The organism is Streptomyces sp. NPDC088147 (assembly GCF_044741565.1).
Lineage (GTDB): Bacteria > Actinomycetota > Actinomycetes > Streptomycetales > Streptomycetaceae > Streptomyces.
Map to the genome: position 1 here is coordinate 110,436 of NZ_JBIUSY010000007.1, position 16,425 is coordinate 126,860.

Here is a 16,425-nt window from a genome sequence, read left to right on the forward strand (position 1 = left end):
CCACTCCACAGTTGCCGGGAAGGCCCCCGCCCAGGTGGCTGTAGACACAGAATGGGTGAGCTGTACATAGGTTCAATCCCAGCACGGGAAAACACAAAGGGCCCGACCCCGAAGAGTCGGACCCCCTCTGACCTGCACGTTTGCGAGATCAGTGACGTGATGATAACTCAGCCGCTACACGTTGAAGCGGAATTCGACTACGTCGCCGTCCTGCATGACGTATTCCTTGCCCTCCATGCGCGCCTTGCCCGCCGCGCGGGCGTCCGCCACCGAGCCCGTTTCGACCAGGTCGGCGAAGGAGATGACCTCGGCCTTGATGAAGCCCTTCTGGAAGTCGGTGTGGATCACACCGGCCGCCTCGGGGGCCGTCGCGCCCTTCTTGATCGTCCAGGCGCGGGACTCCTTGGGGCCTGCCGTGAGGTACGTCTGGAGGCCCAGGGTGCGGAAGCCGACGTGGGCGAGGGTGGCGAGGCCCGGTTCTTCCTGGCCCACCGACTGGAGGAGTTCGAGGGCCTCGTCGTCGTCCAGTTCGGCGAGGTCGGACTCCAGCTTGGCGTTGAGGAAGATCGCCTCGGCGGGGGCGACCAGGGCGCGCTGTTCGTCCTTGAAGGTGTCGTCCGTCAACTCGTCCTCGTCGACGTTGAAGACGTAGAGGAAGGGCTTCGTGGTGAGCAGGTGCAGCTCACGCAGGGGCTCGGCCTTCTCCGTGCCCTGGAGGATGCCGGCCGAGAAGAGGGTCTCGCCGGTCTCCAGGATGGCCTGGGCCTCCTCGATGGCCTTGACCTGGGCCACGACCTCCTTCTTGATGCGCGACTCGCGCTGGAGGCGCGGGAGGACCTTCTCGATCGTCTGGAGGTCGGCGAGGATCAGCTCGGTGTTGATCGTCTCGATGTCGTCCTTGGGCGAGACCTTGCCGTCGACGTGGACGACGTTCTCGTCCTTGAAGGCCCGGATGACCTGGCAGATCGCGTCCGATTCACGGATGTTCGCGAGGAACTTGTTGCCCAGGCCCTCACCCTCGGAGGCGCCGCGCACGATGCCGGCGATGTCGACGAAGTCGACCGTGGCCGGGAGGATCTTCTGCGAGCCGAAGATCTCCGCGAGCTTGTCCAGACGCGGGTCCGGCACGCCGACCACGCCGACGTTGGGCTCGATGGTGGCGAACGGGTAGTTGGCCGCCAGCACGTCGTTCTTGGTCAGGGCGTTGAACAGGGTCGACTTGCCGACATTCGGCAGGCCGACGATTCCGATCGTGAGCGACACGTTGGCGACTTCCTGAAGTGAGGACTGGCGGATGGCCTGTGTGACCCGGGCGGGCCGATCTCCCAGTTTACGGGCGGGCCGAAGCCGTCACCGACGCGCGCCGGTGCGGGCCGAAGCCGTTGCCGGCCCGCGCCGGGCACCTCGTTCCGGCCACCGAACGTCGAACTCAACGCCAAGCTCGACCAAAGGGCGTGTCCAACGCCCGCCTCGTCGCCCCGGGCCACCTACGTTGGTCCGGTGGAGCAGCACAGGACACGTCAACCGCAGCAGCGTCGGCAGCGCCCCCCGAGCACCTTCGCCGGGACCAGACCCGGGACGACCGGTGGCTACCGGGTACCGGTGACGCCCCGTCCGCGGGTGTCGCCCCTGGCCGCACGGCTGCGCAGGCTGCCCAATCCGCGGTTCACCGGGCTCGGCGCGGGACTGTTCGCCACCGCGACGATGCTGGCCTTCGCCTTTCTGGACCGGCTGCTCCTCGACGGCGCGCCCGTGGTCTACGGCGTGCTGTTCCTGCTGGTCAGCGCGGTGACCGCGCTCTGGGTGCGTACCGCCGACCTGGTCACGGCGCCGATCAGCGTGCCGATCGCCTTCGCGGCCGGCGCGTATCCGATCGCCGGCGGCACCGGCGGCTTCGGCGGGCAGATGATGGCGCTCATCACCACCCTGGCCCTGCACGCGGGCTGGCTGTACGGCGGCACGCTCATCGCCGGGCTGATCGCGACCGTACGGAAGGTACGGCAGATGGGCCGGCGCCAGAGCGCCCGGGACGCGGCGGCCAGAGCCGGGGTGACCCGGGCCGGCGCCACGGCGTACCGAGCGGCCGGTCCCGGCCATGGCTCCGGGAGCCCTGGTTCCGGGACCGGGGCCAGGGCTCCCCGAGCCACCGTGCCCAGGGCCGCGCGGCGCGGCTAGAGCGCGCGGCTGGGACAGGCCCCAGGGCGTGTCGCGGAAGGAGCCCCGTCCGCCCGCAGGCCAGACGGGACTTTAAAAACAGCCCTAGGTCGCCCGCCGCGTCACCTGCCCGCCGCCGCCATCGCCGCGCCCACGATCCCCGCGTTGTTCTGGAGCTCCGCCGGGAGGATCTCCGCCCTGATCCCCTCGATCAGCGGGATGAACTTGTCGGCCTTGCGGCTCACCCCGCCGCCGATGATGAACAGCTCGGGCGAGAACAGCATCTCCACATGGGCCAGATACTTCTGGACGCGGTGCGCCCAGTGGTGCCAGCTCAGGTCCGCGTCTTCCTTGGCCTTCGTCGACGCGCGCTTCTCCGCCTCGTGGCCGTCCAGCTCCAGATGGCCCAGCTCGGTGTTGGGCACCAGCTTGCCGTCCACGAAGAGCGCGCTGCCGATGCCCGTACCGAAGGTCAGCAGGAATACCGTGCCCTTGCGGCCTCGGCCCGCGCCGAAGGCCATCTCGGCCACCCCCGCCGCGTCCGCGTCGTTGAGGACCGTGGTCCGCAACCCCAGCCGCTCGCCGAGCACCTGTCCCGCGTCCGTATCGATCCAGGCTTTGTCGACATTCGCGGCGGTACGGATGACCGAGCCCGTGACCACCCCCGGGAAGGTGATGCCGACCGGGCCCGACCAGCCGAAGTGCCGCACGACCTCCACCACTCCGTCGGCGACGCTCTCGGGCGTCGCCGGGTGCGGGGTCAGCACCTTGTACCGCGGTTCGACCAGATCGCCGCGCTCCAGGTCCACGGGCGCACCCTTGATGCCCGAGCCACCGATGTCCACTCCGAAGACGTTCATGGACACAACGTTACGGGCAGATGCTGACAGCGACTTCCCGGACGGCGGCATTGGTCATGTCCACGTACCAAGTACCGTCCGGCCCCTACTTCTCCGAGAGCGCCGCCGCCTCGGCCCGCAGGTCGCGGCGCAGCTCCTTCGGCAGCGAGAACGTGATCGACTCCTCGGCCGCCTTGACGATCTCGACATCCTCGAAGCCGCGCTGCGCGAGCCACTCCAGCACGCCTTCGACCAGGATCTCCGGGACGGACGCGCCCGAGGTGACACCGACCGTGGAAACGCCGTCGAGCCATGCCTCGTCGATCTCGTCGGCGCCGTCCACCAGATGGGAGGCGCCCGCGCCGGCGCCGAGGGCGACCTCGACCAGCCGGACCGAGTTGGAGGAGTTCTTGGAGCCGACGACGATCACGAGATCGGCGTCGGCGCCCATCTGCTTGACCGCGATCTGGCGGTTCTGCGTGGCGTAGCAGATGTCGTCGCTCGGCGGCGAGATCAGCTGCGGGAACTTCTCCTTGAGCGCGCCGACCGTCTCCATCGTCTCGTCCACGGAGAGGGTGGTCTGTGAGAGCCAGACGACCTTCGACTCGTCGCGCACCTCGACGTTGGCGACATCGTCGGGGCCGTCGACCAGCGTGATGTGGTCCGGGGCCTCGCCCGACGTACCGATGACCTCTTCGTGGCCGTCGTGGCCGATGAGCAGGATGTCGTAGTCCTCGTCCGCGAACCGGACGGCTTCCTTGTGCACCTTGGTGACCAGCGGGCAGGTCGCGTCGATGGTGGCGAGCCTGCGGTCCGCCGCCTCCTGGTGGACGACGGGCGCGACGCCGTGGGCCGAGAACATGACGATCGAGCCCTCGGGGACCTCCGCCGTCTCCTCGACGAAGATCGCGCCCTTCTTCTCCAGGGTCTTGACGACGTACTTGTTGTGGACGATCTCGTGACGGACATAGATCGGCGCCCCGTACTGTTCCAGGGCTTTCTCCACGGCGATCACGGCGCGGTCGACACCGGCGCAGTAACCACGAGGTGCGGCGAGCAGGACGCGTTTGCCGGCGCGGCGCGCGGCGTCTCCACTAGGGGTGGCGGCGGGCGACGGGCGGGACGGTGCAGTCATGTCTCCCATCGTAAGGCCGCCCACAAGGGGCTCGTAAGGCCGTCCACAAGAGGCGGAACGGCGGGCGGCGGCCCGAGACTGGGCCTACGCGATCGACGGAGGGACGCGATGGCCGAGACCGGCACCGGTACGGACGGGCCGTCAGAAGGACCGCCGGGAGGGACGTCGGGAGGGACGTCGGGAGGAGCGTCGGAAGGGACGCCGGGAGGGGCGTCGGGAGAACCGTCAGGGGCAGCGTCGGAAGGGACGTCAGATGGCCGGCCGGGCGCCCGGCCGGGGGCGGCGATCCGGCAGCCCGGTGACGGCGGACTGCGGCGGACGCTGGGCTTCCGCGACCTCGTCGTCTACGGGCTCCTCTTCATCGCCCCCATGGCGCCCGTCGGAGTCTTCGGCACCCTCGACGCCAAGTCCCACGGCGCCGTGGCCCTCGTCTACGTCGTGGCGACCGTCGCGATGGCGTTCACCGCCTTCAGTTACGCGCAGATGGTGCGAGTCGCCCCGCAGGCCGGCTCCGTCTTCGCGTACGCGCGCAAGGGGCTCGGAGAGGGGGCCGGGTTCATCGCCGGCTGGATGGCGATGCTCGACTACCTGCTGATCCCCGCGGTCGCCTATCTCTTCGCCGGGATCGCCATGGAGGCGCTGGTTCCGTCCGTGGACCGCTGGGTGTGGACCACGATCGCCGTCGTGATCACCACCCTGCTCAACCTCTGGGGGGTACGGGCGGCGGCCCGGGTCGGGATGGCCGTGCTCGCCATGGAGATCGTCGTCCTGCTGGTGTTCGTGGTGTCGGCCGTCGCGGTGCTCGCGCAGGACGGCGGGACACGCGGCTGGTCCACCCCGTTCACGAGCGACGTGGGCTTCTCCCTGGCCGCCGTACTCGGCGGGGTGTCGGTGGCCGTGCTGTCCTATCTGGGCTTCGACGCGATCGCGTCGTTCGCGGAAGAGGTGACGGGCGGCTCGCGGCAGGTGGCGCGCGCCGTGCTGTTCTGTCTGGTGCTCGCGGGCGCGCTGTTCATCGCGCAGACCTATCTGGTGGCGCTGCTCGAACCGATGTCCTCGGCGGAGCTGGCCGCGGATCCGGCCGCGCAGGGCTCCGCTTTCTATGACGCGGTGGACACGTCGGTCGGCGCCTGGCTGCACGATCTGGTGGCGGTCAGCAAGGCGATCGGCGCGGCGTTCGCGGCGCTGGCCGCGCAGGCGGCGGCCGGACGGCTGCTCTTCGCCATGGGCCGCCAGCGCCGGCTGCCGCGCGTACTCTCCCGTACGGACTCGGGCGTGCCCCGGGTGGCGCTGCTGCTGGCCGCGGTGGTGACGCTGCTGGCGGCCGTGTGGGCGGCCCGGCGTCCCGACGGGCTCGACCGGCTGGTCTCGGTGGTGGACATCGGGGCGCTGACGGCGTTCGTGCTGCTGCACGCGTCGGTGGTGGGGTGGTTCGCGGTACGGCGCCGGGAAGGGCCGGTGCGCTGGTTCGTCCACGTGGTGCTGCCCGTGATCGGCGCGGCGATCCTGATCGCGGTGATCGTGGAGGCGGCGGGTTCGGCGCGGCTGGCGGGCGCGATCTGGCTGGCCGTGGGGCTCGTGGTGCTGCTGGTGCAGCGGGGGCGCGGCCGGCCGGCCTCACTCGTCGACAAGCCGTAGCCGGGGCCGGGCCCGCGGGCCGGAGGCTGTGTGGGCCGGAAGGCCGTAGCGGCGAGCTTGTGCCCGTAATGCCGTTTTCGGAGCGATGTCACAGGCGGCCGATACGCTCCCCTGTATGGCTCTCAATACATCCGCGGACGCACCGCTGCCCGTCGGCGAGGTGTCGCGGCTCATCGGCGGGTGGATCGACCGGCTCGGCGCCGTCTGGGTCGAGGGACAGATCACCCAGCTCTCGCGCAGGCCGGGGGCGGGCGTCGTCTTCCTGACGCTGCGCGACCCGTCGTACGACATCTCGGTGAGCGTGACCTGCTACCGGCAGGTCTTCGACGCGATCGCCGATGTGGTCTCCGAGGGCGCGCGGGTCGTGGTGCAGGCCAAGCCCGAGTGGTACGCGCCGCGCGGGCAGCTGTCGCTGCGGGCCACGGAGATACGGCCCGTCGGGATCGGTGAACTGCTCGTCCGGCTGGAGCGGTTGAGGAAGTCCCTGGCCGCCGAGGGGCTGTTCGCCGCCGACCGCAAGAAGCAACTGCCCTTCCTGCCGCAGCTGATCGGGCTGGTGTGCGGGCGGGCCTCGGCGGCCGAGCGCGATGTGCTGGAGAACGCACGGCGGCGGTGGCCCGCGGTGCGCTTCGAGGTCCGCAACACCGCGGTGCAGGGGGTCAACGCGGTCGCGCAGGTCGTCCAGGCGGTCAAGGAGCTGGACGCGCTGCCGGAGGTGGATGTGATCGTCGTGGCGCGCGGCGGCGGCAGCGTGGAGGACCTGCTGCCGTTCTCGGACGAGCAGCTGGTCCGGGCGGTGGCCGCGTGCCGTACGCCCGTGGTCTCCGCGATCGGCCATGAGCCGGACGCGCCGCTGCTCGACCTGGTGGCGGACGTACGGGCCTCGACGCCGACCGACGCCGCGAAGCGGATCGTGCCGGACGTCGGGGAGGAGCAGGACCGCGTACAGGCCCTGCGGGACCGGGCGCTGCGGACGGTACGGGGGCTGCTCGACCGGGAGGAGCGCGGTCTCGCCCACGCGCTGGCGAGGCCCGTGATGGAGAGGCCGCACCGGATGGTGGACGAGCGCGCGGCCGAGGTGGACGCGCTCACCGACCGGAGCCGGCGGGTGCTGCGGCATCTGCTGGACCGCGCGGACTCGGAGCTGTCGCACACCCGGGCCCGGGTGGTCGCGCTGTCCCCTGCGGCGACGCTGGAGCGCGGGTACGCGGTGCTCCAGCGGCCGGACGGGACGGTCGTCCGTTCCCCGGAGGAGGTCACCGCGGCCGAGGAGCTGCGGGCCAGGGTGGCGGAGGGTGAGTTCACGGTGCGGGTCGCCGAGTGAGCCCGGACAGGATCGTTGCGTGATCGCTGACGTGATCGCTGACAGAGACGTAGTCGGACCGCGCGCACGCGCGCGTAACTAGGGTGGATCACATGGCCAGGACGGACGAGGGCACGACGCTCGGTTACGAGCAGGCGCGGGACGAGCTGATCGAGGTCGTACGGCGGCTGGAGGCCGGCGGTACGTCCCTGGAGGACTCGCTGGCGCTGTGGGAGCGGGGCGAGGAGCTGGCGAAGGTGTGCCGCCGCTGGCTGGAGGGTGCCAGGGCGCGGCTGGACGCGTCCCTGGCGGACGAGTCGGCGGAACAACAGGACGGCAGCGGCGGCGCCGAAGCGCGGTGACCTGACGTGCGGGGCTGCCGGGACTGCCGGGGCTCTGGAGGCTCCGGGCCTCTGGGTGCTCCGGATCCTCGGGGGCTCCGGGCCTCTGGGGCCTCCGCGGACTCTGGGCCTCCGCGGACTCTGGGGCTCCGTGGCCTCTGGGGCTTCTAGGGCCTTCGTGGCCTCTGGGGCTTCTGACACTCCCGATGCTGCTGAGGGGCTGTGAGTCGGGTCACCACGATCCGGCTTTAGTTGAAGGTTCACACATCCGGTTGTACGGTGAAGTTGTTTGCTTGATCCAACGCGCCCCCCGGAAGGTATTTCCATGTCCCTTGTTCTCGACCCCGCCGCTCAGGACCTCCTCTTCCGTGAGGCACGTACGGCCAATACGTTCTCCGACGAGCCGGTGACCGAGGAGCAGGTACAGGCCATCTACGACCTGGTCAAGTACGGCCCCACCGCCTTCAACCAGTCGCCGCTGCGCGTCGTCCTGGTCCGCTCCGCCGAGGCCCGCGAGCGTCTCGTGCCGCACATGGCCGAGGGCAACCAGGCCAAGACCGCCACCGCGCCGCTGGTCGCGATCCTGGCCGCCGACAACGAGTTCCACGAGGAACTCCCCCAGCTCTTCCCCGCCTTCCCGCAGGCCAAGGACGCGTTCTTCAGCGAGCGCCCGGCCCGTGAGCAGTCCGCCTCGCTGAACGCCGCCCTCCAGGCCGGCTACTTCATCGTCGGCATCCGCGCCGCCGGCCTCGCCGCCGGCCCCATGACCGGCTTCGACGCCGCCGGTGTCCAGAAGGAGTTCCTGGACGGCGACCACACCCCGCTGGTGATCGTCAACATCGGCAAGCCCGGCGAGAACGCCTGGTACCCGCGCTCCCCGCGGCTCTCCTTCGACGAGGCCATCACCACCGTCTGAGCCCGGCAGACGACGAGGCCGCTGTCCCGTACATCGCGTACAGGACAGCGGCCTCGCCCATCAGGACTCTCCGACGCCGGACTTACGACGGGCGGATCCCCGACGCCGGATTTCCCGGCCTCAGGCCTTCCCCGGCTCCGCCGGCTTCTCAGCGTCAGGCTTCTCGGCGTCAGGCTTTCCGGCGTCGGGCTTCCCGGCCTCCGGCTTCTCGGCCTCCAGCGCGGCGGCCATCTCCGCCAGCCGTTCATAGGACGCCGTACCCGTCACCACGGTCGTCACGTCCCCCTCCGTCCGGACCAGGGCGTCGTACTTCGGCCCCTCCCAGCGCTGCCACGTCTCGCCCGCCACCTGCTGCGTCCGGCCCGTGTCCGCGGCCTGCTGGCTGACCTCCGCGGCGTACTTCTCCGGGGCGCTCGTCGACTGCTCGACCGCGACGTACTCGCCGTCCGGGGCCAGGTAGCCGAGGTGCCAGGCGTTGCCGCTCTCCCGCTTGTACGAGACGGACGTCGGCTTCCACGTCTCCGCCAGGCCCGCCGGCGCCAGCACCGGGTACGGCGCCGCGCGCCGCGCGGTCAGCAGCTCGACCCGGTAGTCGACCGCCTTGACCGGGATGCCCTTCTCGTCGTGCGGGATGAACACATAGATCCCCGCGACGACGAGTCCGATGACCGCCATCGACAGGAACAGGTCCCGCACCGTCTGTTTGCCTCGCTTGCTCGCCACCGCACCATCGTCGCATCACGGCGTGGCGCTCATCCGTGGGGCCCTCTGCTCAATTTGTCGATGTACGGATAGAGTCGGATCACCCTCTTTTCCGGCCGTCGCCGTACAGAAAGGTGCGCTCCGATGACCGAACATCAACTACCTCATCCGCTTGAGGTGTCTCCCGAGGCACCCGACCGCAACCTCGCCCTGGAGCTGGTCCGGGTCACCGAAGCGGCCGCCATGGCGGCCGGCCGGTGGGTCGGGCGCGGTGACAAGAACGGCGCGGACGGCGCCGCGGTGAACGCCATGCGCACGCTCGTCTCCACCGTCTCGATGAACGGCGTCGTCGTCATCGGCGAGGGCGAGAAGGACGAAGCCCCGATGCTGTTCAACGGGGAGCATGTCGGCGACGGCACCGGCGCCGAGGTCGACATCGCCGTGGACCCCATCGACGGCACCACCCTGAACGCCAAGGGCATGCCGAACGCGATCGCCGTCCTGGCCGCCGCGGACCGCGGTGCCATGTTCGACCCGTCCGCGGTCTTCTACATGGACAAGCTGGTCACCGGCCCCGAGGCGGCCGACTTCGTCGACATCAACGCGCCCGTCGCGGTCAACATCCGCCGGGTCGCCAAGGCCAAGCACTCGACGCCCGACGATGTCACCGTCGTCATCCTCGACCGCCCCCGCCACGAGGGCATCGTCAAGGAGATCAGGGAGACGGGCGCGCGGATCAAGTTCATCTCCGACGGCGATGTGGCCGGTTCGATCATGGCCGCGCGCGAAGGCACGGGCATCGATCTGCTGATGGGCATCGGCGGCACCCCCGAGGGCATCATCTCGGCCTGCGCCATAAAGTGCCTCGGCGGCGTCATCCAGGGCAAGTTGTGGCCCAAGGACGAGGCCGAGCGGCAGCACGCGATCGACGCCGGGCACGATCTGGACCGCGTCCTGTCCACGGACGATCTGGTCAGTGGCGACAATGTCTTCTTCGTCGCCACGGGCATCACGGACGGCGAGCTGCTGCGCGGGGTGCGCTACCGCTCGGAGACCGCGACCACCCAGTCCCTGGTCATGCGCTCGAAGTCGGGCACGATCCGGCAGATCGACTCGACCCATCGGCTCTCGAAGCTCCGCGCCTACAGCACGATCGACTTCGACCGCGCCAAGTAGTCACCGCGCGTGACGTATACGGAGGGGGCTGCCCCAGCTGTGCGGCGGGGCGCCCCCTCCATATACGTACCGCCGTATACGTACCTCCGTATACGTACCGCCACGCTTCAACCGGCGGCGGCGATGCGGTCGCCCGCCGCGGCGGCCTTCCGCAGCTCCACCTCGCGCCGCCGGCGGCGGGCCAGCACCACCCGGCGCTCGGCAGCGGTCAGGCCGCCCCACACGCCGTACGGCTCGGGCTGGAGCAGGGCATGCTCCCGGCAGTCGACCATGACCGGACAGCGGGCACAGACCCGCTTCGCGGCCTCCTCCCGCGCCAGCCTCGCGGCTGTCGGCTCCTTGGAAGGGGCGAAGAACAATCCGGCTTCGTCCCGGCGGCACACCGCCTCCGAATGCCAGGGCCCGGCCTGATCCTCCCGAGCGGGACTCCGCTGGGGCGGTACGGCGGCGACCTGCAGGGGCTGATGCGGCAGTTGCAGCACGGTCTACTCCTGACGACGGCTTCGCGAGCGAGAGACGATGAAGCTTTCCCTACCCGCTGTACGCACGCCTATGCACTGAGTGGCAGCCAGTTCGGAGTTCGGAACGCGGTACGGCATTCCGGACACGCCCCCGCGACGGGACGTCTTCGACCAGAAGCGGCCGAGCCGGACGAGCGGAACAAGCCGCACGAGTCACGCCAGACACACGAGCGGACGAGCCGGACGAGCCGGACGAGCCGGACGGGGCCGCACGAGCCGGACGCGTCAGTGACCGAAGTGCTTCCGGAGCTGATTGCGGAGATCGGCGATGAACTTGCCGCGCTTCGGCTTGGCCTCGACATTGCCGAACACCGAGTAGCCGTTCACGATCACCGTCGGCGCGTCCCGCTCCTCGGCCTCCAGCGTGACCACCTCGAAGTTGCCGAAGATTCCGGTGCCGTTGCCGCGCAGCGAGATGTTCTCGGGGACGGTGATCTCGACATTGCCGAAAATGGACGTCGCGTTGATCACGGTGGTCCGCTGCCCGAAGAGCGCCTCGGTCAGGTCGATCTCGATATTGCCGAAGAGCGAGAAGGCGTTGGTCTTGCGGCCGATACGCCAGCGGCCCCTGCGGGTCGAGCTGCTGAAGATCGCGACGAGGTTCTCGGCGGGTGCCGTGGGGTCCTCCGGACCGTATCCGTACGAGCCCGACACGGACTCGCCCGGCGCGGGCCGGCGGCCGTCGGCTCCGGTGACCGGCAAGTCGCGTACCAGCGGCTCCAGTTCGGCGACGGTCTTGGCCCGGTAGACGGAGTCGATCCGCTCGGCGTGCTCCTCGGCGTCCAGCCGGCCCTCGGCGAGGGCCTCCCGAAGGATGTCCGCGATCCGGTCACGGTCGGCGTCGGAGGCCCGGATGGCCGGCGGCTCCGCCGACGCGACCGGCTTCTGCGCGACCGGCTTCTGAGGGTGCTTTTCGAGGTCCACGGACCCAGGGTAGCGAAACGCGATAGATCGCGACTAGGCCCTGTCTTCAAAGTGGCGCCGTCCGCCCGGAGGGCGGGCCCGGCGGCGTCCGGTGCGTGCGATCGCAAGACGGAGGGTCACCCCAGTACTGGACGTACTGGGGTGATCCCGACAACGCCGCGAGCGTGCGTGCCGGGCGCCGCCGGGCAGGCGGGACTTTGACGACAGGGCCTGGGGGCAGAACCGTCATGCGGCTGCGTGTCGTCGCGACTGAGCCTTACCTCACAGCACCACTGCCGGTGTCGCGTCCTACGCTGGAGGTCGCGTCGCCAATGGAGGCCACGCCGCTGTCTGTCGAGTGAGGAATGGCCGTAATGCCGGAGTTTGCGTACTCGGATCTGCTTCCGCTGGGAGAGGACACCACGCCGTACCGGCTGGTGACCGCCGAAGGTGTCTCCACCTTCGAGGCCGACGGCCGTACGTTCCTCAAGGTCGAGCCGGAGGCGCTGCGTACGCTCGCCGCCGAGGCGATGCACGACATCTCGCACTATCTGCGCCCGGCCCATCTCGCTCAGCTGCGCAGGATCGTGGACGACCCCGAGGCGTCCTCGAACGACAAGTTCGTGGCGCTCGACCTCCTCAAGAACGCGAATATCGCCGCCGCGGGCGTCCTGCCCATGTGCCAGGACACCGGTACGGCGATCGTGATGGGCAAGCGCGGGCAGAACGTGCTGACGAGCGGCGGCGACGAGGAAGCCCTGTCGCACGGCATCTACGACGCGTACACGAAGCTGAATCTGCGCTATTCGCAGATGGCTCCGCTCACCATGTGGGAGGAGAAGAACACCGGCTCGAACCTGCCCGCGCAGATCGAGCTGTACGCGACCGACGGCGGCGCGTACAAGTTCCTCTTCATGGCGAAGGGCGGCGGCTCCGCCAACAAGTCGTTCCTCTACCAGGAGACCAAGGCGGTCCTGAACGAGTCCTCCATGATGAAGTTCCTGGAGGAGAAGATCCGTTCGCTCGGTACGGCCGCGTGCCCGCCGTACCACCTGGCGATCGTGGTGGGCGGTACGTCCGCCGAGTTCGCGCTCAAGACCGCGAAGTACGCCTCCGCGCACTACCTGGACGAGCTGCCGTCCGAGGGCTCCCCGACCGGCCACGGCTTCCGTGACAAGGAGCTGGAGGAGAAGGTCTTCGAGCTGACGCAGAAGATCGGTATCGGCGCGCAGTTCGGCGGCAAGTACTTCTGCCATGACGTACGGGTGGTGCGGCTGCCGCGGCACGGCGCCTCGCTGCCGGTCGCGATCGCCGTCTCCTGCTCGGCCGACCGGCAGGCCGTCGCGAAGATCACCGCCGAGGGCGTCTTCCTGGAGCAGCTGGAGAAGGACCCGGCGCGCTTCCTCCCGGAGACGACCGACGAGCACCTCGATGAGGGACAGGTCGTCCGGATCGATCTCAACCGTCCGATGGACGATGTCCTCGCCGAGTTGACGAAGTATCCGGTCAAGACGCGGCTGTCGCTCACCGGCCCGCTCGTGGTGGCCCGTGACATCGCGCACGCCAAGATCAAGGAGCGGCTCGACGCGGGCGAGGAGATGCCGCAGTACCTGAAGGACCACCCGGTGTATTACGCGGGCCCGGCGAAGACGCCCGAGGGGTACGCCTCCGGCTCGTTCGGCCCGACGACCGCCGGCCGGATGGACTCGTACGTGGAGCAGTTCCAGGCGGCGGGCGGCTCGAAGGTCATGCTCGCCAAGGGCAACCGCTCGAAGCAGGTCACCGACGCGTGCGGCACGCACGGCGGCTTCTACCTCGGCTCGATCGGCGGCCCGGCGGCCCGGCTCGCCCAGGACTGCATCAAGAAGGTCGAGGTCGTCGAGTACGAGGAGCTGGGCATGGAGGCGGTCTGGAAGATCGAGGTGGAGGACTTCCCCGCGTTCATCGTCGTGGACGACAAGGGGAACGACTTCTTCACCGAGCCGGCCCCGGCCCCGACGTTCACCAGCATCCCGGTCCGCGGCCCCGGTCTCGTCTGACGCTCCCGCCCCGCCTGACGCACCCGTCCCGCCCGACGCTCCCGCCCCGTCCCGCCCGACGCCGCCGGCCGCGCACTGCCCGCTGCCCGTCGTCCGGCAACCCCCGGGCCCCGCACGGCCCCTTCGACGCGCCCTCCCCGGCCTTCCTCCGGGGAGGGCGTTCCCGTCTCCACCACACTCCCGGGGGAACGCCCTGCGGGAACGTCCCGCGGGAACACATCGGATCAGCCGGACGCTCACCCTTGCAGGAGGTACGACGACGATGACGACCGACGAGAACCAGTACCGGACCGAGCACGACTCCATGGGCGAGGTACGGGTCCCCGCGCACGCCAAGTGGCGTGCCCAGACGCAGCGCGCGGTGGAGAACTTCCCCGTCTCGGGACAGCGGCTGGAACGCGCCCATATCGAGGCCCTGGCCCGCGTCAAGTCCGCCGCGGCCAAGGTCAATGCCGAGCTCGGAGTGATCGACAAGGACATCGCGGACGCCATCCAGGCCGCGGCGGCCGAGGTCGCGGACGGCCGCTGGGACGAGCACTTCCCGGTGGACGTCTTCCAGACGGGCTCCGGCACCTCCTCGAACATGAACACCAACGAGGTGCTCGCCACGCTCGCCACCGAGCGTCTCGGCCGTGAGGTCCACCCGAACGACCATGTGAACGCCTCGCAGAGCTCCAACGACGTCTTCCCGTCGAGCATCCACATCGCCGCGACCGCCGCCGTCACCGGCGGGCTGATGCCGGCGCTGGACCATCTCGCCGCCTCCCTGGAGCGCAAGGCCGAGGAGTTCCGGGACGTCGTGAAGTCGGGCCGTACGCATCTGATGGACGCCACGCCCGTCACCCTGGGCCAGGAGTTCGGCGGCTACGCCGCGCAGATCCGGTACGCGGGCGAGCGGCTGACGGCCTCGCTGCCCCGGCTCGCCGAGCTTCCCCTCGGCGGTACGGCGGTGGGCACCGGCATCAACACACCGCCCGGCTTCTCGGCGGCCGTCATCGCGGAGATCGCGCGCGCGACCGGGCTGCCGCTGACGGAGGCCCGTAACCACTTCGAGGCGCAGGGGGCCCGCGACGGGCTCGTGGAGACCTCGGGCCAGCTGCGTACGCTCGCCGTCTCCCTCACCAAGATCGCCAACGATCTGCGCTGGATGGCCTCGGGCCCGCGCACCGGTCTGGCCGAGATCAGCCTCCCCGATCTCCAGCCCGGCTCCTCGATCATGCCCGGCAAGGTCAATCCCGTGATCCCGGAGGCGGTGCTGATGGTCGCCGCGCAGGTCACGGGCAATGACGCCACGGTCGCGACGGCCGGCGCCGCCGGGAACTTCGAGCTGAACGTGATGCTCCCGGTGATCGCCAAGAACCTCCTGGAGTCCGTACGGCTGCTCACGAACGTCTCCCGGCTGCTCGCGGACCGTACGGTCGACGGCATCACGGCCCATGTGGAGCGGGCCCGCGAGTACGCCGAGTCGTCCCCGTCCGTGGTCACGCCGCTGAACAGGTACCTCGGGTACGAGGAGGCCGCGAAGGTCGCCAAGCGGTCCCTCGCCGAGCACACGACGATCCGCGAGACGGTGCTTGCGGGCGGCTACGTGGAGCGCGGGGATCTCACCCTGGAACAGCTCGACGAGGCACTGGATGTCCTGCGCATGACACATCCGTGAATACGTGAGGTGTGCCGTGGCGCCCCGCACACCACCGCCCCGGTCCTGTCCGTAAGATCTGCGCATGACAGCGACGGTGAGGGCGACGAACGGGCAGCACTGGGCGCCCGGCACACAGATCCTGTGGCGGTACCGGGAGAACGCCGGGGACCGCGTGCACATCTGCCGTCCTGTCACGGTCGTGCAGGACACCGACGACCTGCTCGCGGCCTGGCTCGCGCCGGACACCCCGTGTGTGAAGCCGGCCCTCGCGGACGGCACCCCCGTCCACCGCGAGCCGCTGGCCACCCGCTACACCAAACCGCGCAGGGTGGTGCGCGACCGGTGGTACGGGATGGGCGTGCTGAAGCTGGCCAGACCCGGCGAGCCCTGGTCGGTGTGGCTGTGGTGGGAGCGCGGCTGGCGGTTCCAGAACTGGTACGTCAACCTGGAGGAGCCGCACACCCGTTGGGCCGGGGGCATCGACTCCGAGGACCACTTCCTCGACATCGACGTGTATCCGGACCGCAGTTGGCGCTGGCGCGACGAGGACGAGTTCGCGCAGGCACAGCACGACGGTCTGATGACACCCGCGCAGGCGCGCCGGGTCGGGGAGGCCGGACGCGCGGCGGTCGAGGTGATCGACGCGTGGGGCGCCCCGTACCGCGACGGCTGGGAGCACTGGCGGCCCGAGCCGCACTGGCCGGTGCCCGAACTGCCGGCGGACTGGGACCGTACGGCGGCGCGGCTGACGCCCTGAGGGAGCCCGCAGGTACGACCGTGGTGACGTGACCGATTCACGTCCGGGAACGCGCTCGGGCGCATACGACCTCGTGAGATCCTTGATACGCCCCCGGGGTTGAAACGTAGGATCGTCCTCCGGAAGACCGGTGTGGGGCAACGGGCCGGTACGGAAAGCCGGCTGACCGTTGGTCACATCGCGCACGGCACCACACGTCACACTGTTCGGCACTATTCGACTCGACACTGTTCGCCCGCAACGACCGCACAACAACGACCGTGAGCCACTACGAGGGGGTGGAGCCGTGCGTAAGGGCTGCCGCCCTGTCGACGCCGCCTGCCGCGCGGTAGTTTCGCCTGTCGGAACGATCGCATCGC

At 70.0% G+C, this 16,425-nt stretch carries 15 protein-coding genes; 9 read left to right on the plus strand and 6 right to left on the minus strand.

Annotated features, from left to right (window positions below; translation table 11 throughout):
* Nucleotides 1-174: 174 nt before the first annotated feature.
* Nucleotides 175-1,263: a redox-regulated ATPase YchF gene (ychF, locus tag ACIOGX_RS24055; protein ID WP_129770548.1), complete on the minus strand. Its 1,089-nt coding sequence runs from the start codon at nucleotides 1,261-1,263 to the stop codon at nucleotides 175-177.
* A gap of 339 nt (nucleotides 1,264-1,602) precedes the next feature.
* On the opposite strand from ychF, the gene ACIOGX_RS24060 reads away from it, so the two are divergent.
* Nucleotides 1,603-2,175, plus strand: coding sequence for a DUF6542 domain-containing protein (locus ACIOGX_RS24060; protein ID WP_383972645.1), 573 nt, complete (start codon nucleotides 1,603-1,605; stop codon nucleotides 2,173-2,175).
* 101 nt (nucleotides 2,176-2,276) lie between these two features.
* Here the strand turns inward: ACIOGX_RS24060 and ppgK are convergent, their stop codons facing one another.
* On the minus strand, nucleotides 2,277-3,014 hold the full coding sequence (ppgK, locus tag ACIOGX_RS24065) for a polyphosphate--glucose phosphotransferase (protein ID WP_129770549.1): 738 nt from the start codon (nucleotides 3,012-3,014) through the stop codon (nucleotides 2,277-2,279).
* An 85-nt stretch (nucleotides 3,015-3,099) separates the two neighbouring features.
* Entirely contained in the window at nucleotides 3,100-4,128 is a 1,029-nt protein-coding gene (locus ACIOGX_RS24070; RefSeq protein ID WP_356514528.1) for a 4-hydroxy-3-methylbut-2-enyl diphosphate reductase, read from the minus strand.
* 108 nt (nucleotides 4,129-4,236) lie between these two features.
* Between ACIOGX_RS24070 and ACIOGX_RS24075 the strand changes: the two genes are divergently transcribed.
* From ACIOGX_RS24075 to ACIOGX_RS24090, 4 genes are all read left to right on the plus strand, one after another.
* Nucleotides 4,237-5,766, plus strand: coding sequence for an APC family permease (locus ACIOGX_RS24075; protein ID WP_401916058.1), 1,530 nt, complete (start codon nucleotides 4,237-4,239; stop codon nucleotides 5,764-5,766).
* A gap of 115 nt (nucleotides 5,767-5,881) precedes the next feature.
* Nucleotides 5,882-7,090, plus strand: a complete 1,209-nt coding sequence (xseA, locus tag ACIOGX_RS24080) for an exodeoxyribonuclease VII large subunit (RefSeq protein ID WP_401916061.1) — start codon at nucleotides 5,882-5,884, stop codon at nucleotides 7,088-7,090.
* A gap of 92 nt (nucleotides 7,091-7,182) precedes the next feature.
* Entirely contained in the window at nucleotides 7,183-7,431 is a 249-nt protein-coding gene (locus ACIOGX_RS24085; RefSeq protein WP_384764555.1) for an exodeoxyribonuclease VII small subunit, read from the plus strand.
* A gap of 304 nt (nucleotides 7,432-7,735) precedes the next feature.
* Nucleotides 7,736-8,326, plus strand: coding sequence for a malonic semialdehyde reductase (locus tag ACIOGX_RS24090; protein ID WP_356514520.1), 591 nt, complete (start codon nucleotides 7,736-7,738; stop codon nucleotides 8,324-8,326).
* Nucleotides 8,327-8,446: 120 nt separating this feature from the next.
* Here the strand turns inward: ACIOGX_RS24090 and ACIOGX_RS24095 are convergent, their stop codons facing one another.
* Nucleotides 8,447-9,049, minus strand: a complete 603-nt coding sequence (locus ACIOGX_RS24095) for a DUF4245 domain-containing protein (RefSeq protein WP_401916065.1) — start codon at nucleotides 9,047-9,049, stop codon at nucleotides 8,447-8,449.
* A gap of 123 nt (nucleotides 9,050-9,172) precedes the next feature.
* Between ACIOGX_RS24095 and glpX the strand changes: the two genes are divergently transcribed.
* Entirely contained in the window at nucleotides 9,173-10,204 is a 1,032-nt protein-coding gene (gene glpX / locus ACIOGX_RS24100; protein ID WP_356514516.1) for a class II fructose-bisphosphatase, read from the plus strand.
* A gap of 107 nt (nucleotides 10,205-10,311) precedes the next feature.
* Here the strand turns inward: glpX and ACIOGX_RS24105 are convergent, their stop codons facing one another.
* Nucleotides 10,312-10,686 (minus strand): WhiB family transcriptional regulator, encoded by a 375-nt coding sequence (locus ACIOGX_RS24105; protein WP_129770557.1) that lies wholly within the window; start codon nucleotides 10,684-10,686, stop codon nucleotides 10,312-10,314.
* A gap of 264 nt (nucleotides 10,687-10,950) precedes the next feature.
* On the minus strand, nucleotides 10,951-11,649 hold the full coding sequence (locus tag ACIOGX_RS24110) for a DUF1707 domain-containing protein (RefSeq protein ID WP_129770558.1): 699 nt from the start codon (nucleotides 11,647-11,649) through the stop codon (nucleotides 10,951-10,953).
* 353 nt (nucleotides 11,650-12,002) lie between these two features.
* Here ACIOGX_RS24110 and ACIOGX_RS24115 point away from each other — a divergent pair, with 353 nt between their 5' ends.
* The 3 genes from ACIOGX_RS24115 (at nucleotide 12,003) to ACIOGX_RS24125 (ending at nucleotide 16,066) form a co-directional block, all read left to right on the plus strand.
* Nucleotides 12,003-13,667: a fumarate hydratase gene (locus ACIOGX_RS24115; RefSeq protein WP_356514514.1), complete on the plus strand. Its 1,665-nt coding sequence runs from the start codon at nucleotides 12,003-12,005 to the stop codon at nucleotides 13,665-13,667.
* A 262-nt stretch (nucleotides 13,668-13,929) separates the two neighbouring features.
* A complete protein-coding gene (locus ACIOGX_RS24120) occupies nucleotides 13,930-15,327 on the plus strand; it encodes a class II fumarate hydratase (RefSeq protein ID WP_401916070.1) in 1,398 nt (465 codons plus the stop codon).
* A 64-nt stretch (nucleotides 15,328-15,391) separates the two neighbouring features.
* Nucleotides 15,392-16,066, plus strand: coding sequence for a DUF402 domain-containing protein (locus tag ACIOGX_RS24125; RefSeq protein ID WP_356514510.1), 675 nt, complete (start codon nucleotides 15,392-15,394; stop codon nucleotides 16,064-16,066).
* Nucleotides 16,067-16,425 lie beyond the last annotated feature (359 nt).